Source organism: Nocardia niigatensis NBRC 100131, from assembly GCF_000308655.1.
GTDB lineage: Bacteria > Actinomycetota > Actinomycetes > Mycobacteriales > Mycobacteriaceae > Nocardia > Nocardia niigatensis.
This window is the reverse complement of the sequence record NZ_BAGC01000114.1, coordinates 29778-50557: the sequence shown is the minus strand read 5'-3', so window position 1 is coordinate 50557 and position 20780 is coordinate 29778. Positions and strand designations below refer to the sequence as shown.

At 66.6% G+C, this 20780-nt stretch carries 24 protein-coding genes and 2 pseudogenes; 15 read left to right on the top strand and 11 right to left on the bottom strand.

Annotated elements, in window-relative coordinates; genetic code table 11:
• The first annotated feature begins 20 nt into the window (after window positions 1–20).
• Window positions 21–1154: a cytochrome P450 gene (locus tag ON33_RS36760; RefSeq protein ID WP_051153429.1), complete on the top strand. Its 1134-nt coding sequence runs from the start codon at window positions 21–23 to the stop codon at window positions 1152–1154.
• 28 nt (window positions 1155–1182) lie between these two features.
• On the top strand, window positions 1183–2796 hold the full coding sequence (locus ON33_RS36755; protein WP_040863795.1) for an MDR family MFS transporter: 1614 nt from the start codon (window positions 1183–1185) through the stop codon (window positions 2794–2796).
• A gap of 30 nt (window positions 2797–2826) precedes the next feature.
• Here the strand turns inward: ON33_RS36755 and ON33_RS36750 are convergent, their stop codons facing one another.
• Window positions 2827–3312 carry a DUF3237 domain-containing protein gene (locus ON33_RS36750; protein ID WP_040863794.1) on the bottom strand — a complete coding sequence of 162 codons (486 nt, stop codon included), beginning with the start codon at window positions 3310–3312 and terminating at the stop codon, window positions 2827–2829.
• A gap of 189 nt (window positions 3313–3501) precedes the next feature.
• On the opposite strand from ON33_RS36750, the gene ON33_RS36745 reads away from it, so the two are divergent.
• Entirely contained in the window at window positions 3502–4101 is a 600-nt protein-coding gene (locus ON33_RS36745; protein WP_040863940.1) for a GNAT family N-acetyltransferase, read from the top strand.
• A gap of 63 nt (window positions 4102–4164) precedes the next feature.
• The gene (locus tag ON33_RS42485) at window positions 4165–4329 is read left to right on the top strand and encodes a hypothetical protein (RefSeq protein ID WP_169336885.1); all 165 of its coding nucleotides are present in this window, start codon (window positions 4165–4167) and stop codon (window positions 4327–4329) included.
• Window positions 4330–4460: 131 nt separating this feature from the next.
• Here ON33_RS42485 and ON33_RS36740 read toward each other — a convergent pair whose 3' ends face one another.
• On the bottom strand, window positions 4461–4670 hold the full coding sequence (locus ON33_RS36740; RefSeq protein WP_040863793.1) for a hypothetical protein: 210 nt from the start codon (window positions 4668–4670) through the stop codon (window positions 4461–4463).
• A 22-nt stretch (window positions 4671–4692) separates the two neighbouring features.
• On the opposite strand from ON33_RS36740, the gene ON33_RS36735 reads away from it, so the two are divergent.
• A complete protein-coding gene (locus ON33_RS36735; RefSeq protein ID WP_040863792.1) occupies window positions 4693–4896 on the top strand; it encodes a hypothetical protein in 204 nt (67 codons plus the stop codon).
• Window positions 4897–4961: 65 nt separating this feature from the next.
• Here ON33_RS36735 and ON33_RS36730 read toward each other — a convergent pair whose 3' ends face one another.
• The 3 genes from ON33_RS36730 to ON33_RS36720 are packed head-to-tail and all read right to left on the bottom strand — an operon-like array spanning window position 4962 to window position 6946.
• Complete coding sequence (locus ON33_RS36730) at window positions 4962–5534, bottom strand: dihydrofolate reductase family protein (protein ID WP_040863791.1); 573 nt, start codon at window positions 5532–5534, stop codon at window positions 4962–4964.
• Window positions 5535–5591: 57 nt separating this feature from the next.
• On the bottom strand, window positions 5592–6326 hold the full coding sequence (locus ON33_RS36725; RefSeq protein ID WP_040863790.1) for an SRPBCC family protein: 735 nt from the start codon (window positions 6324–6326) through the stop codon (window positions 5592–5594).
• A gap of 2 nt (window positions 6327–6328) precedes the next feature.
• Complete coding sequence (locus ON33_RS36720) at window positions 6329–6946, bottom strand: ArsR/SmtB family transcription factor (protein ID WP_040863789.1); 618 nt, start codon at window positions 6944–6946, stop codon at window positions 6329–6331.
• A 219-nt stretch (window positions 6947–7165) separates the two neighbouring features.
• Between ON33_RS36720 and ON33_RS44310 the strand changes: the two are divergent.
• Window positions 7166–7375: pseudogene (locus tag ON33_RS44310) on the top strand (DUF4158 domain-containing protein); the annotation flags it as partial.
• A 3-nt stretch (window positions 7376–7378) separates the two neighbouring features.
• A pseudogene (locus ON33_RS44630) lies at window positions 7379–7570 on the top strand (hypothetical protein); the annotation flags it as partial.
• Window positions 7571–7587: 17 nt separating this feature from the next.
• Here ON33_RS44630 and ON33_RS36710 read toward each other — a convergent pair.
• On the bottom strand, window positions 7588–8283 hold the full coding sequence (locus tag ON33_RS36710) for a TetR/AcrR family transcriptional regulator (protein ID WP_051153428.1): 696 nt from the start codon (window positions 8281–8283) through the stop codon (window positions 7588–7590).
• A 121-nt stretch (window positions 8284–8404) separates the two neighbouring features.
• Between ON33_RS36710 and ON33_RS36705 the strand changes: the two genes are divergently transcribed.
• From ON33_RS36705 to ON33_RS44625, 8 genes are all read left to right on the top strand, one after another.
• Window positions 8405–9250, top strand: coding sequence for an SDR family oxidoreductase (locus ON33_RS36705; RefSeq protein ID WP_040863788.1), 846 nt, complete (start codon window positions 8405–8407; stop codon window positions 9248–9250).
• Window positions 9247–10344, top strand: a complete 1098-nt coding sequence (locus ON33_RS36700; protein ID WP_040863787.1) for an MBL fold metallo-hydrolase — start codon at window positions 9247–9249, stop codon at window positions 10342–10344. The genes ON33_RS36705 and ON33_RS36700 overlap by 4 nt, the downstream gene beginning before the upstream one ends.
• A gap of 94 nt (window positions 10345–10438) precedes the next feature.
• Complete coding sequence (locus ON33_RS36695) at window positions 10439–11458, top strand: alpha/beta hydrolase (protein WP_083869589.1); 1020 nt, start codon at window positions 10439–10441, stop codon at window positions 11456–11458.
• A 202-nt stretch (window positions 11459–11660) separates the two neighbouring features.
• Entirely contained in the window at window positions 11661–12278 is a 618-nt protein-coding gene (locus tag ON33_RS36690; protein ID WP_040863786.1) for a recombinase family protein, read from the top strand.
• 203 nt (window positions 12279–12481) lie between these two features.
• Window positions 12482–13666, top strand: a complete 1185-nt coding sequence (locus ON33_RS36685; RefSeq protein WP_040863785.1) for an NAD(P)/FAD-dependent oxidoreductase — start codon at window positions 12482–12484, stop codon at window positions 13664–13666.
• 871 nt (window positions 13667–14537) lie between these two features.
• Window positions 14538–15224 (top strand): MspA family porin, encoded by a 687-nt coding sequence (locus ON33_RS36675; protein WP_040863783.1) that lies wholly within the window; start codon window positions 14538–14540, stop codon window positions 15222–15224.
• 80 nt (window positions 15225–15304) lie between these two features.
• Complete coding sequence (locus ON33_RS36670; RefSeq protein WP_051153427.1) at window positions 15305–15934, top strand: hypothetical protein; 630 nt, start codon at window positions 15305–15307, stop codon at window positions 15932–15934.
• A gap of 538 nt (window positions 15935–16472) precedes the next feature.
• The gene (locus tag ON33_RS44625) at window positions 16473–17249 is read left to right on the top strand and encodes a DUF2637 domain-containing protein (RefSeq protein WP_083869588.1); all 777 of its coding nucleotides are present in this window, start codon (window positions 16473–16475) and stop codon (window positions 17247–17249) included.
• A gap of 133 nt (window positions 17250–17382) precedes the next feature.
• Here the strand turns inward: ON33_RS44625 and ON33_RS36660 are convergent, their stop codons facing one another.
• The 5 genes from ON33_RS36660 to ON33_RS36640 all read right to left on the bottom strand — a co-directional run bounded on the left by ON33_RS36660 (window position 17383) and on the right by ON33_RS36640 (window position 20769).
• Window positions 17383–18333, bottom strand: a complete 951-nt coding sequence (locus ON33_RS36660) for a hypothetical protein (protein WP_157184934.1) — start codon at window positions 18331–18333, stop codon at window positions 17383–17385.
• An 11-nt stretch (window positions 18334–18344) separates the two neighbouring features.
• Window positions 18345–18989, bottom strand: coding sequence for a GIY-YIG nuclease family protein (locus ON33_RS36655; RefSeq protein WP_157184933.1), 645 nt, complete (start codon window positions 18987–18989; stop codon window positions 18345–18347).
• Between the two features lie 222 nt (window positions 18990–19211).
• Window positions 19212–19862: a helicase associated domain-containing protein gene (locus ON33_RS36650; protein ID WP_245551236.1), complete on the bottom strand. Its 651-nt coding sequence runs from the start codon at window positions 19860–19862 to the stop codon at window positions 19212–19214.
• Window positions 19859–20395 (bottom strand): hypothetical protein, encoded by a 537-nt coding sequence (locus ON33_RS36645; RefSeq protein WP_051153425.1) that lies wholly within the window; start codon window positions 20393–20395, stop codon window positions 19859–19861. Before ON33_RS36645 ends, ON33_RS36650 begins: the two co-directional genes overlap by 4 nt.
• Window positions 20392–20769, bottom strand: coding sequence for a hypothetical protein (locus ON33_RS36640; RefSeq protein WP_245551186.1), 378 nt, complete (start codon window positions 20767–20769; stop codon window positions 20392–20394). Before ON33_RS36640 ends, ON33_RS36645 begins: the two co-directional genes overlap by 4 nt.
• Window positions 20770–20780: the final 11 nt, after the last annotated feature.

Below are 20780 nucleotides of genomic sequence, written 5' to 3'. Positions count from 1 at the left end.
AGCCCGAGGACCGTACCGATATGACACTGCCTCCGTCCTTCTGCCCGGTCACCGGAGTCGTCGGTTCCGGGGTCACCCGGGTCACCACGCCCACGGGCGATCCGGCCTGGCTGGCCACCGGTTACGAGCTGGTGCGCGACCTGTTCACCGATCCGCGGCTGGGCCGCGCGCACCGCACCCCCGAAACCGCGGCCCGCCTGGGCGAGTCGGCGTTCTCGGGCGGGCCGATCGGCAACTTCGACACCGAACTCGAGGACCACGCGCGCATGCGCACCCTGCTGCAGCCGCACTTCTCGCCGCGGCGGATGCGGGAGCTGCGGCCGCGGATCGAGCAATTCACCTCGGAGCTGCTCGACGCCATGGAGGACCAGGGCCCACCCGCTGATCTGCAGGCCGCGCTCGCGCTGCCGCTGCCGCTGCTGGTGATCTGCGAGCTGCTCGGAGTGCCGTACGCCGACCGGAATCGGTTCCGGGCCTGGGTCGACGCGGTCGGCAACGTCACCGACCGCGTCAAGGTCGAGCAGGGCGTGGCGGAATTGTTCGCATACTGCCTGGACCTGGTGGGACAGAAGCGGCGCGATCCCGGCGACGACGTGGTGTCACGGCTGTGCGCGGTCGACGGCGTCGAGGACACCGAAGTCGCCACGCACGCCATGGTTCTGCTGTTCGCCGGGCACGAGACCTCGGCCGTGCAGATCGGGGTAGGGGTACGCATGCTGCTGGAGAACCCCGGCCAGTGGCGGCTGCTGCGCGACCGGCCCGAACTGGTGGCCTCCGCGGCCGAGGAACTCTTGCGGGCCTGCGACGCCGGCAGCCTGCCCAGGTACGCGCGCAGCGGACTCGCGGTCGGCGACGTCGAGATCGCGGCGGGTGATCTTGTGCTGCTGGGCATCGCCTCCGCCAATCACGACCGCGCCCAGTTCACCGATCCCGGACGCGTGGACATCACCCGGCAGGAGGCCGCGCACTTCCTCTTCGGTTACGGCCCCCGCTACTGCCTGGGCGCACCGCTGGCCCGCCTCGAATTGCAGGTCGCCTTCGGGCAACTCGTCCGCCGGTTCCCCGCCCTCACTCTCGCCGTCGACCCCGCCACCCTCTCGGAGCGGGACGAGGTCTTCACCGGCGGACTGACCGCGCTGCCCGTGCGCTGGTAAACGCCCTTCAGCACCGAGGACTCACGATATGGCTTTCGCCACCACCGATTCCGCGCCCATAGTCATGACGCAGCGGCGCATCTGGCTCATCTTCACGGCCCTGTCCGCCGGACTGTTGCTTGCCAGCCTCGACCAGATGATCACCGGTGCGGCCATGCCCACCATCGTCGGACAGCTCGGCGGCGTCCCGCACATGGCCTGGACCACCACCGCCTACCTGCTGGCCACCACCCTCGTCATGCCGCTGTACGGCAAATTCGGCGACTTGTTCGGGCGGCGTCGGCTTTTCCTGTTCGCCATCACCGTGTTCACCGCGGCCTCGTTCGGGGCGGCGATGTCGACCGGGTTCTGGGAGTTCATCGCCTTCCGGGCAGTGCAGGGTGTGGGCGGCGGCGGGCTGATGATTCTCGCCCAGGCCACCATGGCCGACGTGGTGCCCGCCAAGGACCTCGGCAAGTACGGTGCGCCGATGGGCGCGATCTTCGGGCTCACCGCGGTCGGCGGGCCCATCCTCGGGGGCGAGTTCGCCGATCACCTCGGGTGGCGATGGTGTTTCTGGATCAATGTGCCGATCGGGTTGGCGGCCTTGATCATTGCCGCACGGTATCTGAGCCTTCCGGCCAAACGACCGACGGTCCGGCCGGACTATCTCGGGGCGAGCACGATGAGCGCCGGCACCACCCTGCTCATCCTGATCAGCGACTGGGGCGGCAAACGCTACGCGTGGAGCTCACCGACCATCCTCGCCATGATTCTGACTGTGGCCGTGGTGATCTCGGTGTTCATCGGCGTGGAATCGCGCGCCGCCGAACCCATGCTGCCGCTGCGGCTGTTCCGCAACCGGACCTTCACGACCACTTCGCTGCTCGGATTCATCATGGGGCTGATCATGTTCGCGTCCGTCGCGTTCGTGCCGACATTTCTGCAGATGGCCACCGGCGTCTCCGCCTCGGCGTCCGGACTGCTGTCGATCCCTATGACAATCGGCATGTTCCTGACGGTGTCCGTCACCATGGGCGCGGTCACCCGCACCGGCCGCTACCGGGTGTACCCGCCGCTGGGTGTCCTCATCATCGCCGTGGGCATGATCTGGATGACCCGTCTGGACGCCCACACCCCGGCGTGGGTGGTGTCCGCCATGCTGTTCGTCATCGGGCTGGGCATCGGCACGGTCATGCAGCTGCTGGTCCTGCTGGTCCAGAATGCCGTTCCCGCAACCGATGTCGGGACCGCGACCAGCGCGAACAACTACTTCCGCGAGATGGGCGGTGCGCTGGGAGTCGCCATTTTCGGGTCGATCTTCACCCACCGTCTCACCGGCGATCTCGATACCGCCTTCCGCACCCACCCCGACGATGTGCCGGCCACCGGGGTCAACCCGGCAGCGCTGCCGCCCGCGGTCGTCGGGCATCTTCCCACGCCACTGCGGGATGCGATCGTGGGGGCGTACGCCGACGCGCTGGTCCCGGTGTTCGGGTATCTGCTCCCGGGACTGGCGATCGCCTTCGTTGTGGCCCTGGTGATTCCGTACATTCCGCTGGCGGACGTGTCCGGCCTGGTGGCGCGCAACGAGGCCGTTCACGACCCCGGCCCCCGCGACGAGAAGGAACCCACCACGATCCTGGGCACCCCGCCCGCCTGACCCGATCACCACGCTCTGAGTCCCGGCGGCTCAGAGCACTTCGAAAACCCGGTAGGCGACGCCGTTCTCGACCAGATAGCCCGACCCGACGGCGACGATGTCGTTCAACCACGAAAAGCGCTCCGATCCGGTCTCGAACAGCACCGTGGTGCGCCAGTAGTACTGGGCCGGTTCGATCGTGCGATTCACTGCCGAATCCCGTGCCGCGGTACGCAATTCGGCCGGAATGATCCACCGGCCACCATAGGTGACGTAGATCAGGTCACCCGCCTCGGTCCGCAAAGTGAGCCGCACGTCGAGCTGCATGTTCCCGTCCCCGCGGAACACCGCCCAGTCCCCTCCGCCGGGCAGCACCTCGCCCCGAATCTTGGGCCCCTCGAACGTCCCGCCTGCGGCCCCGAACATCGTGCGATGGCCCACCGGCCCGCCGATGCTGAGCCCCGGCTCGAGGTCGATCACCACATCGAACAAGAACTCGGTCCCCACCGCGGAGACATCCTTGACTCGAACGTCCATTGCCCTCACCGTTCCCGAAATCGTCATGTCGCCGAACGCTTCAGCCTGTGCGTGAAACTATACGTACGGTCGTATAGAATGTAAACGGTCGGCGGGCTGCCGGGATGTGTCGAATCCGGGGCTGTAGGGTCGAGATGATCGACGAAAAGTCGTGTGGGGCATTCATTCAGGGGCGGGGACGTGGTGTCGATGCTGTCGGGGAAGATCGTCGAGCTCACCGAGCTGACCGTGGCGGATGTCGCGACGCTGACGGCCGCCGCCTGTGAATCGCGCACCTCGTATACGCACGCTCACGTCCCGGCCGATGCCGAGGGTATGCGGCGCTGGGTGGACCAGGCGCTGGCCGCCCGCGCGGCCAATCGCCAACTGCCGCTGGTGATCCGCCGGGCAGGCTCCGCCGAGGTCCTCGGTACCACGAGCTTCCACCTCGAACAGTGGCCCTGGCCCGCCCACGTCACCGCCCGTCCCGACACCCCCGACGCCGTCGAGATCGGCTCTACCTGGCTGGCCCACTCCGCCCAGCGCACCGGCGCCAACCGCGAAGCCAAACTCCTCATGCTCGACCACGCGTTCACCGGCTGGCAGGTGCATCGCGTCCGCTTCCGCACCGATGTCCGGAACTCCCGCTCCCGTCAGGCCATCGAACGCCTCGGCGCCAGCCTCGACGGCGTCCTCCGCGCCGACTTCGCCGGCTCCGACGCCACCATCCGCGATTCCGCCTACTACTCCATCCTCGCCACCGAATGGCCCAGCCTGCGCCCACGCCTGGTGTCCACGACCCGGCCCTGAGAATCGACCGATAAGAAGCTCTGCCTCCACCGTCGCGCCAGCAGCGCGTAGTACAACTTGAGCATGGGAAGAGCCCCACTGGCCGGCCTCTACGTGCTCGCCCTGATCGTCGTGGTCGTAGGCGTCGACATCCTCTTCTTCCGCCACCATTTCTGGGAACGGCTGATGGCGAACGTCGGCATCGTCCTGATCTTCGGAGCCTTTCACCTGAGATTCCTGAAAACCTGAGCCGATTTACCGCCGTGCGGACGAGATCGGTCCGCTGATAGCGTCCGGCGGCGTGGAGACCGGCACCCGACGAATCGTCGTACCACCGCTATCCGGTCATGCGGGCCATGGTGGCCGGCTTCCCGAGCCGCTCAGACGAGTTCGACCTCGTCGAACCGGACGGTAAAGCTGTGGCGGCGTTCGCTCAGGACGCCGCCTTCCCGGTGCAGCAGGCCCTCGCTGAAGTCGATGCGAAGTTCTTCCCGGCTCGTGTCGACGGTGCGCACGACCCCGCAGACTCCGATGAACGGCCCCTCCGGGAAGTACACGACATCGCCCGGACCATAGTCGGTAAAGCCCACGGGGCCACAGTAATCCACGCGGATGATCTTCGCCGAGTGGCTCGCCGCCGGTTCGCATCGGGGACCGGTGGCGACCCGCCGCCGCGCGCTCGTGCCGATCCGGCCGGTCGATATGACATGGTGGATCGCCGGCGACTCGTTCGGCCTCGACCTCGGCGAAGCCGTCCACACCACCGTCGACAGCGATGAACTTGTCATCCGGTGGTGGACCCCGGCCAGCGGATGACACGAGGTCCGCCGGAAATAGTCGGCGAATCCTCCAGGGCCACTGCCGGATTCGGGTCGGCTACCTCAGCGGACGACGTCGAAGACGTTCTTCTGGATGCCGTTGGAGTAGGTGGCGGACTCGACCAGCTTCAGCTTCTGGGCGTTCTTGTCCGACTCGGAGAACAGGCGCTTGCCCGCGCCCAGCAGGAGCGGGAAGACCAGCAGGTGGTAGCGGTCGATCAGGCCCGCGTCGGAGAGGCTGCGGTTGAGCGAGGCGCTGCCGTGGATGATGATCGGGCCGCCCTCGGTGTTCTTCAGCGCGGCCACATCGTCGACGGAGCGCAGGATGGTGGTCTCACCCCAGTTGGTCACCAGGTCGGCGTCGGTGAGGGTGGTGGAGACGACGTACTTCGGCATGCCCTTGTATCCGGCGAAATCCGCCATGTCCGGCCACACCGGGCTGAACGCCTCATAGCTGACGCGGCCCATCAGCATCGCGGTGGATTCCTCCTGCTCTCGGCCCTTGATCTCATAGGCCTCGGGCACGAATTCGATGTCCTCGAAGGTCCAGCCGGAGTTCCGGTAGCCGGGTTCGCCACCCGGGCCCTCCACGACGCCGTCGAGGGAAATGAAGGCGGTGCTGATGAGAGTGCGCATGCGAGACTCCTGGAGATGTGTTGTGTCGGTTGATGATCGGGATGGATCGGGGGTAGTTCAGCGCAGCAGGGTGGCAAGCCACTGCTGCCACGTGGCCTCGGCCCCGTCGGTGTCGGGACCGAACAGGTGATGGAACATCAGCGCCAGGCCGGTGGGGGCGTGGTGGAAGGTGTACAGCCCGTCGGCGGTGCGAATCTCGAACCGCTCGTCGTCGGCCCACACCACCTCGCCGTCCAGCGGCGGCAGGTCCGCCGGTTCGGCGTGGACCCGGGCGCCGACGGCCACCGGCTCCGAGAGCGCCAGCGCCTGGACGAGTGCCGACCGGACCGCCTGCCCGGAAGACCCTGTGGCGACAGCGAATACGGGAACTCCGATCCGGCCCTGGAAGTGGGTGAGGTATTCGCGCAGCGTGTTCAGGTGGAACGGCCAGCCGCGACGCAGGGCGTCGTATTCGTCCTGCCAGTCGTCGCCCAGCATGCCACTGTGGACCACCCGCAGCACGGTACTGCCGCCCTCGCGCCCCTCGAGCAGATACTCGAAGGCCATGAACCGGCCTTGCTCGTCGGTCCCGGTGCGGGTGGCGAAGTGCTTGCCCGGCTCGTACACGGTGATCGTCGACTCTTCGCGCCGCCCACCGGTATCCATGGCGGCGGTGCCACCGGCCCGCGCCTCGACCTCATTGCGCCCCATGAACCAGGAGTCGATGCCCGGCCCGGTGGCGATCGCCTCCCAGACCTGTTCCGGCGTCGCGGGCAGGGTCTCCTCCAGCTCGATCTCGAACGGATGGCCCATTGTCAGTTCTCCTGTCCTGCTTCGGATTCGGTGTCTCGTGCCGCGGTGGGAATCTGGTGCATGCCGACCACCACCCGGTGGTCGCGTCCGCCCGGCGCGGACTCGTCGTGATAGCGGCTGACCAGTGTCGTCACCGCCTGCGCCAGCTCCTCGGCGAAGGCTGCCCGGTCGGCCGCGGAGGCGAACCGCACCTGCGCGTCGATCCCGAAGGACGCGACCGGCCGCTGCGCCCGGGCGGCTCCGGTGAGCAGCGCCCCGACCTCCTGCACCAGCCGCGAGCCCAGCGCCAGCAGCCACCGCGCCGACAGTTGGTCGGGCGAGCGCGCGGGATCCGGGCTGACCGCACCCAGCGCGCTGGGGGAGATGACGTACGAGGCTGCCGTGGCTCGAAATACGCGCTCGGTGACATTGCCCTTGCGCCGTTCCTCGACCAGCTCGACCAGTCCGTGCCTTTCCAGCTCCTTCAGGTGATAGTTCACCTTCTGCCTCGGCAGACCGAGCCGTCCGGCGAGCATCGCGGCCGAGCCGGGCTCGGCGAGAGCGGCGAGGATCCGGGACCGGATCGGGTCCAGGGAAGCCTCGGCCGCGGCGGGTTCTTCGATCACAGCGACGTCCAGCACGCACCCAGCGTCTCACCGACAAAAATATTTGTCAAGGCAGTGGAAGTTGTCGGTACTGCGGGGCGGTGTTAGGGGTTCCGGTAGTAATCGTGCGGAAAACAACGACAATGGCGTGACCAGCGGTGATGGCTGGATTTCCGTTCTGGCTGCGGGACAACACGATTGGTGCTTTGGCTTGGCTGCCGATGAGGTTGGTCGGTGTGCCGGAGGTCGGGTTTCGTGGCGATGCAGGTGTTCGCGGATGAGGAGTTGGTGCGTCTGCGGGAGTTCCCGGAGATCAGTCGCGAGGAGTTGTTCCGGTTCTTCACACTCACCCCGGCCGATATCGCGTTCCTGACGCCGGGCCGCGGGCGTGGCCCGGCGGAGCGAAATGGTCTGTCGGTGGCGTTGTGCACGCTGCCGTGGCTGGGTTTCGTGCCGGACCAGGTGGATTACAGGCTCGCGATCGATCAGATGCGTCGTCAGGGCCGCCGCATCGAGGCTGATGTGCTGTCCCACGTCTCACCCGCCCACAGCGCGAACATCAACTTCTTCGGTGCGATCGAGGTCGATATCGACGCCGAACTCGCTCAACTCGGCCCCACGGGCTACCGGCCGCTGCGCGTGCGCGACACGCTGTTCTGAGCAGCGGGTGCCGGGGGTCACCGGGAGATCGTGGACGTGGGGTGTGGCGGGGCCGCGACGGTGGTCTCCCAGTGTGTGCGGGCGGCGGCGAACAGGTTCACGCAGACCGTCACGAGGTCGGCGGGGTCGTCGCGGCGGCCGTCCATCAGCCAGTCGACCAGCAGATGGTTGACGCCACCGACCAGGGCGGTGGCGGTCAGGCGCTCACTGCGAGTGAGGGGACCGGTGCCCTCGGCCGCCCAGGTGAGCATCACGGTGTCCACGAACTCGCGCAACACCCTATGGCGGCGCTGTTCCATGTCCGCTGAGACGCCGACGACTTCCACCAGCACCACTCGCGCGCGGCGTGGATCGTCGGTCAGGTAACGGATGAACGCGGTGAGCCCGGCCATGGTGAGCGTGTCCAGATCGGGTCCGCTCCCGGCCAGCGCGGCGGCGGTCGCCGCACGCATGCCCTCGGCCAGGGTGTCGTAGAGGGCGGCGAGGCAGACCTCCCGGTTGGGGAACGACTCGTAGAAGTACCGCTCGGTGACCCCGGCGCCGCGGCAGATCTGTTTGATCGATGCCGCCGCGTACCCGTAGGTGGCGAACTGCTCCAGGGCGGAGTCGAGGATCGCGGCGCGGCGCTGGCGCACGCGCTGCTCCGGGGCCATGCCCGAGTATTTCCGGCCCGAGGGCTTCGGGCCGGGGGGACCCTGGCCGGGTCGTGTCATGGGCCTTTCCCTTCTGCCGACAAGATGCAATACTAACCGCGCCAATTCTGACAATCTCGATTGCCCATTATGGGTTGTGGGTCCGACCAGGGGCTCGACACCGAAAGGGAAGACGGACTCTATGACGACAGCTGTGGCCGGGCGCATCGTGGCTGTGACCGGCGGCGCTCGGGGCATAGGGCGCGAGATCGCGCGCCAGCTGGCGGCCGCCGGCGCGCGGGTGGCGATCGGCGACCGCGACCTCGAGGCCGCTCGCGAGACCGCCGGACAACTCCCGGGTCAGGTGCGCGCGTTCGCTCTCGATGTGACCGATACGCGGTCGTTCCGGGAGTTCCTGGACGCGGTAACCGAGGTGTGGGGATCGTTCGATGTGCTGGTCAACAACGCGGGGGTGATGTGGGTCGGTGCGTTCGACACCGAACCCGAGGCCGCGACCGAGCGGATGCTCGCGGTCAACCTGCACGGCGTCATCCGCGGCGTCCGACTCGCCGCGCCCTACTTGCGCGCCCGCGGCGGCGGCCACATCGTCACGGTCGCCTCGGCCGCCTCCAAACTCGCCCCGCCCGGCGAATCCACCTATGCCGCAACCAAACACGGCGTCCTGGGCTACCTCACCGGAGTCCGCGAAGAACTGCGCGGCAGCGGTGTGCACCTGTCGGTGATCATGCCCGGCGTGGTCGACACCGAACTCGCACTCGGCACCGATCCCGGCGCGACCGCCCGCCTGCACCCCGCCGACGTCGCCGCGGCCGTGGTGAGAGTGCTCGCGCGCCCGCGCTTCGAGGTCACCATCCCCGCCACTATCGACCTGCTGGTCCGGGTCACCGGCCTGCTGCCGCAGGCACTGCGCGATCAGGTGTTGCGCCGCGCAGTGCCCAACCAGGTCGAGGCCACACGACGCTCCAACAGCCGCGAGACCTACGAACGCCACGCCCTGACCGACCCGACCGATCCGAGGAACCGATGACCGCCACCGAATCCACCACCCTGCGCCCCATTCCGGAATTCGATGGGGTGCACGACATCTGGCCACGCGGCAAACGCCTCGCCGCCATCCGCGAAGCGGCACAGAACTACCGCGAACGGTTCCTCGCCCAGGGGCAGGTGAAAGCGATCAAGAGCTTCGACATCGCCGCCGCCCCCTACCCTGCGCAGTACGCGTTCCAGAACTACTCGATCAACGTCAACCCCTTCATCTCGATCATCAACCGCATGTTCGTGATCCAGTTCGAGGGCTTCGACGGCACGCTCAAGACCCTGGTGTGGGAACCCACCGTCGCCGCCGGCTCAGCCGAAGCCCCGTTCTACGGCAAGCTGCAGAACTTCGGTCGCAAACTCAAGCTGGACTCGCTGTTCGTCGACTACTACAACGACCCCGACCGGGTGCTGCCGCGCCTGGGGCTGATCAACGCCGACGTCGACTACATCAGCTTCGACCACCTTCACGTCCAGGACGTCCGGATGATCCTGGGCAGCAGCGAGACGATCGAGGGCGAGACGCAGCCGCGCAAGCCGTTGTTCCCCAACGCGAAACTGCTCGTACACCGCCGCGAACTGGGCACCTTCGAATCCATGCACCCCATGCAGTGGGCCTGGTACGTCGACGGCGGCATAAACGGGGTCCCCGCGGATCGCCTCGAGGTCTTCGACGGCGACGTCGAGCTCGGCGTCGGCGTCAGCCTACTGTGGACCCCCGGCCACACCGACGGCAACCATTCCCTGGTCGTCAACACCCCCGACGGGGTGTGGGTGTCCTCGGAGAACGGCATGGCCGCCGACAGCTGGCAGCCCGAACTGTCGAAGATCCCCGGCGTGCGTCGCGCCGCGCAGTTCTACGGCCGCGAGGTCGTGCTCAACGCCAACACCCTCGAAGACTCCCTCGACCAATACGACTCCATGGTCAAGGAGAAGACCCTCGCCAGCCCGTCGCCACGAAACCCCCAATGGAAGCAGATCATTCCATCCTCGGAATGCGCGAACTGGAAACGGCAATGGCCGGTCGTGCCGACCTTCAGCCACGGCGGCCTCGACTACGGCACCATCACCATCCCCACCCGATAAGCCGGCATCTCACCCAACTCACCCGGCTCCCACCGCCCGCATCTGCTCGGCGAATGCGGGCGGCTCTTCTGCACCCCGATCTTGAGGAGATCCCATGAGCACGCCCGATCCGATCGCCGCCTCGACCCGCCCGCCCGCCCCCGACACCCCGCTTCCGGTGTCCGATCGCGATCATGTGAGGACGGAACGGTCGTTCGCCGCGACGCTGACCATCTGGGCATCGCGGATCTTCGTGCGGCCCACGCTGTGGCTGCTGCCGCTGCATTCGCCCGCTGGGGTGCTCGGGTATCGATTCACCCAGGTCGTGGCATGCCGCATGTGGTTCGCCCCGGTGCTGTCACCCACGACCGTCGATGTGGCCGGGCCCCTGGGCAGGGCTCGCGGGGAGTGGGTGGGCGGCCGCGCGGAGCCGGGAGGACGGTTGATCTACTACATCCACGGCAGCGGATACATCAGCTGCAGCCCCTGGACCCACCGCGGTCTGGTCTCGGAGCTCTCACGCCGACTGGGTCGGCCGGTGTTCGCGGTGCGATATCGACGCGCCCCCAAATATCGATTCCCCGCCGCGCACGACGATGTCCTCAACGGCTACCTGTGGCTGCTCGAGCAGGGACACCGCGCCGGCGACATCATCGTGATGGGCGACTCGGCCGGCGCTCACCTCGCCCTGGGACTGTGCGTGCAACTGCGCGAGCTCGGCCTCGGCCAGCCCGCCGCCGTGGTCGGCTTCTCCAGCGTCGTCGACCCGACCTGGCAACTGGCCCACGCCCACAACAAACTCGTCTGGGACCAGTTCGTCTCCGCCCGCACAGGCCGGCGAATCACCCAGTCCTATTTCGTGGACGCGGATTTCAGTGATCCGCGCCTGGACGTCCTGCGCGCGGTCGGCCCCGACCTGCCGCCGATGCTGCTGCAAACCGGCGGCAGCGAAATCCTCGCCTCGGACTCCCAGCATTATGCCCAGGCACTGCGCGGCGCGGGCGGACGGTGCGAGCTCGAGGTGTGGTCCGGAATGTTCCACGTGTTCCAGATGGGATACCCGCGGATGTCGGAAGCACGCAAAGCCCTCGACAGCGTCGAGCGTTTCGTCAGCGGTATCGACGCACCCGCCTGACAGCCCACACGTTCGAAGCACCGCCGGGGTGAGCGGCGCGAAATAGGTGTAGGAAGCGTCGTGGCCGACATGACGGTGTTCCGTAAGCCGATCGGTGAGCGGAACACCCCGCCGCGCGGGCCGGAGCCCAGGTCACGAGTGTTCCGTAGAGGTGTTCCGAAAACCTTCCCGATCAACCCCCGCTATCCGGAACAATTCGACCATGGGTGAGCCATTCCGGGTGGGGTACTGCCGCTGCTCCACCGACGAACAGGATGTCGAGATCCAGACCGGTCAGCTTCTCGCACTCGCAGTACCGCGCGAACGGATCTTCATCGACAAAGGCTTCTCCGGCACGACGCGCAAGAACCGCACCGGGCTCGATAACGCGCTCGCCGCAGTCACCTCGGCCGCCGCGGCGATCACCGGGCGTCAGGTGGTGCTGACGACAACGAAATTCGACCGGTTCGCGCGGAACATGGCCGAAGCCGGGGAGATTCTGACCAGTCTGCGTGAGCGCGACGTGCTGTTCGGGCTCGGCGCCTCGATCTACGACTGGCACGACCCGTTCGGCAAGCTCTTCCTGCAAACCCTCGCCATGGTCGCCGAGTTCGAGGCGAACCTGAATCACCTGCGCACCCGCGAGGGCATGGCCAAGGCCCGCGCGAAAGGCCGACTCAAAGGCAAACAGCCGAAACTGCCTCTCGCAGCACGCAAAACGATCCACCGCCGCTACCACGACCCCGCCGACGACGCGAGTCTGGCCGACCTCGCCGAGGAATACAGCGTCGGCCGGTCCACCATCCACCGCATCATCAGCGGCAGCGTGCCACGGGCATAGCGCCCGCGGCGTTCACGTACCGGGCGCTACACACCCCGAACCACCCGACATCGCCGCTGGTCAAGCCATTGTCGTTGTCTTCCGCACGATTACTACCGGAACCCCCTGTTACCCGCACCACGCGACACGCGCCGGGATGTCACACATCGGGGCCGAACGGTGTCTTCGGTTCCGACACCACCAATCGGAGATGGAGGACGGACATGGAACGGGACACCAGGGTCGTCGTGATCGGCGGCGGATACGCGGGGATCATGGCGGCCAACCGGCTGCGGACGCGCGAGGGCGTGGAGATCACGGTGGTCAACCCGCGGCCCCGGTTCGTGGAGCGAATCCGATTGCACCAGTTGGCCGCCGGTTCCGGCTGCGCGGCGGTCGGGTACGACGCGGTGCTCGGCGCGGGGATCGAGCTGATCGTCGATGAGGCGACGGCGATCGATGGGGTGCGGCGCAGTGTGGCGCTGCGGAGCGGAGGCAGCGTGGCCTACGACTACCTCATCTACGCCGTCGGAAGCCGGGGGACGGCGCCGGCCGTCCCGGGCGCGGCCGAATACGCCTACGATATCGCGGAATTCGAGCAGGCCACGCGACTGCGCGACGCGCTGTCCGAGGCGAAGGCGGATACGCCGGTGACCGTGGTCGGCGGCGGGCCCACCGGTATCGAGACCGCCGCGGAGCTCGCCGAGGCGGGCCGCCCGGTCGCCCTGGTGTGCGGTGGACTGCTCGGCCCGTATCTGACGACTGCTGCCCGCCGGTCGGTCGCGCGGCAGTTGACCGCGCTCGGTGTCACGATCGTCGACGGTCCCGGCGCCAAGGTCACCGCCGTCCGCTCGCACAGCGTGGTGCTGGCCGACGATCGCGAGCTGCCCAGCCCGATCACCGTGTGGACGGCCGGTTTCGGCGTCCCGGACCTGGCCGCCCGCAGCGGCCTGCGCACCGACGCCGCCGGCCGTCTGCTCACCGACGAAACCCTCACCAGCATCGACGATCCCCGCATCCTCGCCGCCGGTGATGCCGCCGCACCCTCCGGCCACCCCCTGCGCATGAGCTGCCAGGCCGCCATCCCGCTGGGCGCACACGCGGCCGGAACCATCCTGAGCCGGCTCGCCGAAACCGAGCCCGCGGCAATCGATATCGCGTTCGTCGGCCAGTGCCTCAGCCTGGGCCGCAAGCATGCGACCATGCAATTGGCCCACTTCGACGACACCGCCCGCCGCGCCCACCTGAGCGGCCGGGTGGCGGCCACGGTGAAGGAGGCCATCTGCAAGTCCACGGTGTGGGGCCTGGCCCGCGAAGCCCGAAAGCCCGGCTCCTACTTCGCCATCAAGGGTGGCAAGCGTCGCCAGCGCCTCGCGGTGACCACGGCGTTGGCGGATCAGCGGGGTTGAGCCGCGGGCGGTGGGACTCCCTGGCCGGTTGGGTAAGAATTGCGCCACTGGCCGCAAACGAGCACTGGCGCGAGGAACCGGCCGACCCTTCGATGGCTGCGGGTGCGCGTGGAAATCGCCCCCGGCCGCGCATTAGGGTCTGACCGCATGGCAGTGTCCCGCCTCATCAGAAGCCTGGCGATCGTACTCGGTGTGGCCGTTGCGATTCCGATGCTCGCGACCGTCGCCTTCGCGGCCATCGGCCACCCCGAATGCGCGACCATCCCGGAAGATGTGGGCCCCTGCGGATACTGGGCCCGAGTGGCATATTACGGGCCATTCATCATGTTGTGGGGAACGGTCGTCACCGCAGGCTTCGGGGCGATGGTGTGGCTAATGGTCGTCGGCGTACTCTGTCTCGTCTCAGCGCTACGGCCTCGCCGCGAGTAATACATCCGGTGCCGCCCGTCCTGATCCCCCGCCTCGGGTCGGCAATCGACATGTGTTGTGGGGCTTGTGTGTTTGTCTGTTGAGGTGCTGGTAAGGGGAGTATCGGGTCAACGGTTGATCCGATACTCCCGCCATGCGGCCCAATTCCTCGCTACCAGCGCTCGACACTGAACATGACTTCGAAAGCTGAGACCGGATCCGGCTGGGTGTTCGGGGTCGTCAGACGATCGTTGTCCGAGCGCGAGTGTGGGCTCGGTGAATCAGCAAGGGAGGCGGCTTCGGTATCGATGTCGGTCGGGGTCGACGGGGTGGCTTGGTCGACACGCCTTGCTGTGACAACGCCTGGCCGGTGGCGCCGTCTAGGCTTGTCAAGCGGTATCCCGTGCGGGTTTGTTCCTGTGTTGTCGAGTTGCCTATCGTCGCGAACCGGAAGGCTCCAGGCATGCGACGTTCGTACACCGGCGCTGTGGCCGCCACGGTCGCGGCAAGTCTGGCCGGGGTGGGCCTGTGGGCCGGTGGCGCCGGACTCGGCCGCGCCCAGCCACCCGGCGCAGATGTCTCCGGTGGGGGAGTTCATCTGACGGCGTCGGTCGACAGCGTCGGGGCGAACCCGCCCGGTGACCGGACACCGAACTTCCTCATGACCTTCTCGCATGCCACGCAGATGTCGGGCGACTACTCGGTCACCGTGGACGGCGGCCAGATCACGTCCGGTCAGGCTGTCGCGGGATTCATCCTCGGCTGCGGGATCAGTGTGGACGGCGGCTTCGGTGTCGAGATCGGCACCCATCAAGGGCTGGGCGTCAGGGCTCTCCCCTCGGCCGGCTTCCCCAGCACCTCGGTCATCCTGCCCGGTACGGGTCGCGGGCGCGCGATCATCGGGGCTCTGGGCGTGGGCGAAGGCCTGTTTGGGAACTTGGGACCCGGCCAGGTCACTATCGCGAGAACGGAGACGGCCCGCCTGGACGCCACCACGACGTTCCCGCATCACATCAGGTTCAACAATGCCGCGGTCAATATCGCCCAATGCGCCTCGCCGGTGTCAGCCGTCCCTTTCGTCACCGCCACGGTGGGCACCAGTGAGGGACTCGCGCAGACCACCGCCTACGGCGACCAGTTCACCTTCTGAAACGGTGTTCCAGTTGAAATCCTTTGCGCCACAATGCGTCTCGCTGAACTGGCAACGCTCGCACGAAGGAGAGGTAGGACATGATGCCCGATATCCCCGATCCGGCCGAGACCTGGAAGTTCGATGCTGGTGAAGCGTGGTTGTATCCCGCTGACGGCGCCAACCTCGTCGATCCGTTCATCATCGCCGCCGGTTGCATCCATAACCGGCCGACCGACCTCGATGTTCTCCTCGAGGATGTCGCCAACGAGGAGTACTCGTTGCTTGCCGGCCTCCACGCCGCTGGCTACGACGTCATCCTGGTCGGATACGACAACGGCGCGGCGAATCTCGAGACCAACTCTTCGGTGATCACCGAAACGATCACCCTCGCCAACTTTGTACGCAGTTCCGAATACCCGCTCACCGTCGGAGGTCTCGGACGCGGCGCGCTGCTTGCCCGCTACGCGCTCGCGAAGTCGGAAACCGAACGCGTCGATACTCGGACCGGGTTCTACGTGTCCTGGAACGGGACACCGCACCGGGCCGAGGAAGCCGCGTTGATGGAGAGGGTGGGCTGGTGGCCCCAGATTCCGGTGAAAATCAAAGCACGCTCCCAGGCCGAGGTCGACTGGTTCCCCAGCGGTGAGTTCGATCATGAACGCATCGACGACCGCGACAAGGTGATGACACAGAACCTGGGCACGTGGATCATCAACACGATCAGCTGATCTCGGGGCTATCCCCAGCAACAGCAACGACCGCAGCTCTTTCGGTCCGATACTGCTCAGACCGAGACCCGGCACTGACATCGCACCCGGGCGGAGTTCGCCCACGATCCCTGGCAGCGCGCACGCGAGTACGTCACACGGTTCGACCGCGACGCGCCGCGAGAGCTCCGATAAGCGGCCGACTTCGCAACACGCTTCTCGACACGGCATTCGAACCACAATCCTGCCGCTCAGGGACAGGACGTACGGTTTACGTCTCAGCCTTTCCCAAAAGTGCCCGTGAGCTGCACGGATGACCTGATCGAGGTTCCCAGCGAACCTCACCGAAACCCGTCGATTCCCACTCAAAACGTGTCGTTTGCGTGTCGCTGATCGAGTGACCTCGCACCCCGCCGAACGACCGACGTCACCCCTCCGACGGACCCCTCACCCACCGATCAGGTAGCAACCGTCATGCCGCAGCTGGACTCCCCCATCGTCACGCCGCAGCCCGTGAGCAGTCCCCGATCCGTACCCCGTACCCGTTTCCACCGATCCGATGGCCGCTCCTGCCGGCCACGGTCAGCCGAAGGCCCACGGCTTCTTCTGGACCGTCCTCGCCGTCTCCGCAACGGTCAGCATCACCGGCAACGCCACCCACACAGTCCTCTACGCCCCCACCAAACCCGCCATCGCCGCGGCAATCGCCATCGTGCCACCCATCGCACTACTCGCCGCAGTCCACTCGGTCGCCGTCCTCGCCCGTGCACACACCACCGCACGCCTCACGCACATCCTGGCCACCGCGCTCACCATCCTCATCGCGCTCGCCGCCTTCCGACTCTCGTTCACCGCCCTACGCGCACTCGCCATCTCAGCCGCAGTGCCCACGAGCGAGTCGTGGCTCTTTCCGATCATCGTGGAGGGGACCATGACCGAAGCGACCATCTCACTGCTCGCCTTCGCCCACTCAGGACTCCGACGACACCCCGCGCTGCCCGGCGTGGCCTGTCCCGTCCGAAGCACGCCCGCCGACGAGACTCGAGACTCGTCACGAACGTCCTTATCCGCCATTTCACCGACGGCCGCAGCCCCACCCAGATCGCCCGCGAGATCAACCTCAGCCGCTCCGCCATCAGCAGAATCATCGGCCACGCAACCGAACTCCTCCCGGCCGAGCCGCGTGCGCACATCCACAGGGAGCATGCGGTCTCCGCGAGACCAAACTGACCGATGCCGCTGTCGGGGCAGAAAATCGGGCAGAAAATCTCGGAAGTACTCTTCGGCGTGTCGAATTCGACACGCCGAACGTCTTCAGCAGGCAGCAACTAGCTAGCGAATGTCCACGATGGCAACGACCATCACGACGGCGGTGGCGGAATGGGCAATTGCTGTCATCCAGTCTCACTCTAATGGTGTGTGGCGAGGTCTTTGTCCATTCGCCGTAGGCGGCAACGACGACGCTACTTTCATCGATCGCCGAAGCGTTCGGCCCACAGCCCCGCGTTTCGAAGGGCGTCGATGTTCTGTTGCGGCTTGCCATCGAACACGAAGCCGATCAAGTCGTCCCAACACGGATCGAAACCCCGGGCCAGTCTCCACACGGTGTCTTGGCTGGTGTACAGGTAGTAGCGCGGCTCCTTCTTGGGAATCGGGTCCCATGCAACCGACACCGAACAGCCGTCGCCCGGATTGGCGGTGATCGTCCCCGTAAGGTGAAAGTCCATGACCGACACACGATTTCCCCGGCGGTCGAAGGGAATGTCATCGTCTACGACGTTCCGTCGACTCTGCACCGCGATGCGTTCACCGGGGAGCATGTCGGCCACCTTGTCCTCGAAGCGAGGCTTGGGATCCATACGCCACTCGCCGCGCGCGAGGAAGTCCCGTATCCGATTGTGACCGGACTCTTTTCGCCCCTGCGTCACGATCCAGTAGCAGACGACATCACCGGGATCATCGGTGCGCGTGTCAGATACAGCACCCTGCACCCCATCGTCGTCGGCAGCCACGCCCTCTTCGAAGATTGGGACCGGCGTCGCCGAGGCCGCCTCGGCGCTCGGGGTGACGGATCGAGCACTCGAAACGTCCTGTCGCGGATGGTCGGGGTACACCGATTGCACCACCTGCGGGCAATGATTGCGGGTGTAGCGGCAGAAGTGCTTGCGCATCACATCCAGAACCAACCGCGCTGCCGCCGCGGTCACCTGCGGATCGTCGAGAAGGCGCTGGAAATCGGCGAGTGTCGGGCACTGGATCCTAATAACGTCGCCGCCCGCGTCGTCATAGGCGCGATATCTCAACCGAACTCCGCGGTGCCGACGACCGAACTCCCTCTCGGCCTTGCCAGTGGGAGCCAGGAGGCTGCGACGGACATTGAGGAAACCCGTCAGATTGTCGTCGAGGACGAATACCTCCATCGCTCCGACGCTCACACACACAAACGGCGGATGCCTCCGAAGGTTCCCGTGCTGACGGACCAGTATTGGAACTCGGTGACCCGCGGGAGGGGTATCGATGCTTCGAGGAATTTCAGCAGCAGAGCCGTAACCTCGGCGGCCTCCGGCTTCTCGTGGTAGCGCCGGGCCTGGGTTGAATACCGGATCTCTTGCGCGGCCATGGCTTTCAACGGTGTCGCATCGGTGGCGTTGTACATCCTCGGGTCAGCCAGCCATCGCTCTTGCTCGGCGGCGGGCAGGAGTTCATCGAGAGCATCGCGCCCTGCCGTGACGCTGGCGTTGACCACATTGCGCAGCGGCACACCCAGCGCCTCCAACTCGTGTGTGAAGATCCGCTCGCGCTTCTTCAGCTCCTGCTTGGACGCCGTCTGGGGCCGGAACCGAACGGAGGCGATCTCCTCACCCCACTTCGCTCGATGTCCAGCCATCCGCCCGCGCAAGTTCACCGATTCACCCACGTAGAAGGTGTCGTCCTGAAATCGAAGCAGATACCAGCCAGCGAGCACAGCCTGCCCGGGAGGAAGGGCCACAGTTCGAGCCTCGGTGAAACCGACTGCGGGAAGAAACTTTTGAGAGTCGGCCCACTTCATGGCCGCCGCCCCTGACGATCGAGTCATGGCGACGAGCATACGAGCAGGCACCGACAATTACACTGCGGCACAAAGAGATTCGATTGACGGCATCGGAATTCGCGACGGCATCGCAGCACTGATTTGCGTAGCTGTTGACGAAGGTGGCGGTGCGCGGGTTCACACTGGTGGTCTGAGCCCGCCCGAATCGACTGCGCCACCGGGTCGGCGGTGGCCGTCGACTGCGGGACTTCGGACCGTCCCCGTGCGTCAGGAACCGCGCGGGTGGAAGTTCACGCCGAGTTCGGTGAGCGTGGCCACGCGGTCGGCGGGCAGCTTGCCGGCGCGAAAAGCGGTGCGGCAGGACACCAGCCAGGTGCCCAGGTAGCGTCCCTTCGCGGTGATGTGGGTGGCGGGGACGTCGGCGTGGCCGTGTTCGAGGACGTAGTCGGTCAGCGCGGCTATCCAGTCGGCCCAGCGTCGGTCCTCGTTGTGGTGTTTCTGGTAGAAGTCCAGGTTCACCCCGAGTGCCCGCAGTTCCTGGATGCGTTCGGGTCGGAGTTGGCCGATGCGGTATTTCTTGCGGCAGTCGGCCAGCGAGTCGGCGAGGTTGAAGCCCTCCGGGGTTCGGTGGGCCTTGGGGACCTCGAGATCCCCGTAGTCACGGCGGTAGGCCGCCAGCGCGGCGACCTTCGCCTCCCACAACACCTCGGCCGCGTCCGCGGTCGACAGTCCGGGCTGTCCACCCGCTTCCAGATCCACTCCCAGCGCTATCAACTCGCCCTTTCGCGTGGCCGAGAGCCTGCCTTCGCGGAAGTCGCGGCGGCAGTTGACAAGCCACCAGCCCAGCTTGCCGCCGTCCGCGCTGACGTAGGCCTGCGGCACATTGGCGTGGCCGTGCTCGTCGGCGAACTCGGTCAGCCGGTCCAGCCAGCCCTGCCAGCGTTCTCCTCGTCGTGGTCCCGATCGAAAGCGTCCTCATTGCGCTCCCAGGTACCGTATCCGGCCAGCCAGGCCAGATAGAGCGGGCGCAGATCACCACCGGCCAACTCGGCGCGGACACCGATCAGCACCGACAACGAGTCCTCCGCGGATTCCTCCCAGTCACCGTCGTAATCGTCGCTGGTCATGTCGATGAGGAGATGCTCACCCGCCGTCCAGGCGGTCAAATAGTCGCCGACGCAGTATCGATCGACGATCTCCTGGTCGAGCGTGCGCCGTGGCAGCTTGAACAGGAAACGGTGTGTGCCCCAATTGGTCACATAGAGGTGCGCATCGTAATAGCGCTCGACCATCCGCGCCGGATCGCCTTTGAAGCTCCCCCAGTGGTACTCGTTCACGAAGCGGGTCGCGGTGATCCGGGCCCGTGTGGACAGTTCGCGCACCTGAGACTGCTGCCCCTCGGTCAACGGTCGATCGACGGCGACGAACTCGAAATACTGGTATTCGCTCATCGCCGCTCCTCCAGTATCGCGGAGTCGAAGGGCACTGCGCGGAAACCGGACTCGTCGCCGAAGTGGAAGTACAAGCGTCCCTGCAGTAGTCCGGCACCGGTCACCACCGCCCAACCGCGGCCGCGCGCCGGGTCACACTCGTCGTTGCCCTCCCAGCTGAAACCGACGCCTTCACCCCCATCGTGTTGTTCCGGACGACAATCCATTTCACCGGTCACCGCGATGATCGCGAACTCGCCCGTGCCATCAGCCCGGAATTCGATGTACCCCGGACCCAGCAACTCGATTGCGTCGCGCTCCCAGTTCTCCATCTCCACGATCCGCCAACGTCCGTGCATGTCCATGGGAACCCGGGGACGCCTTCTGCTTGTCATTCCGAAAAAGG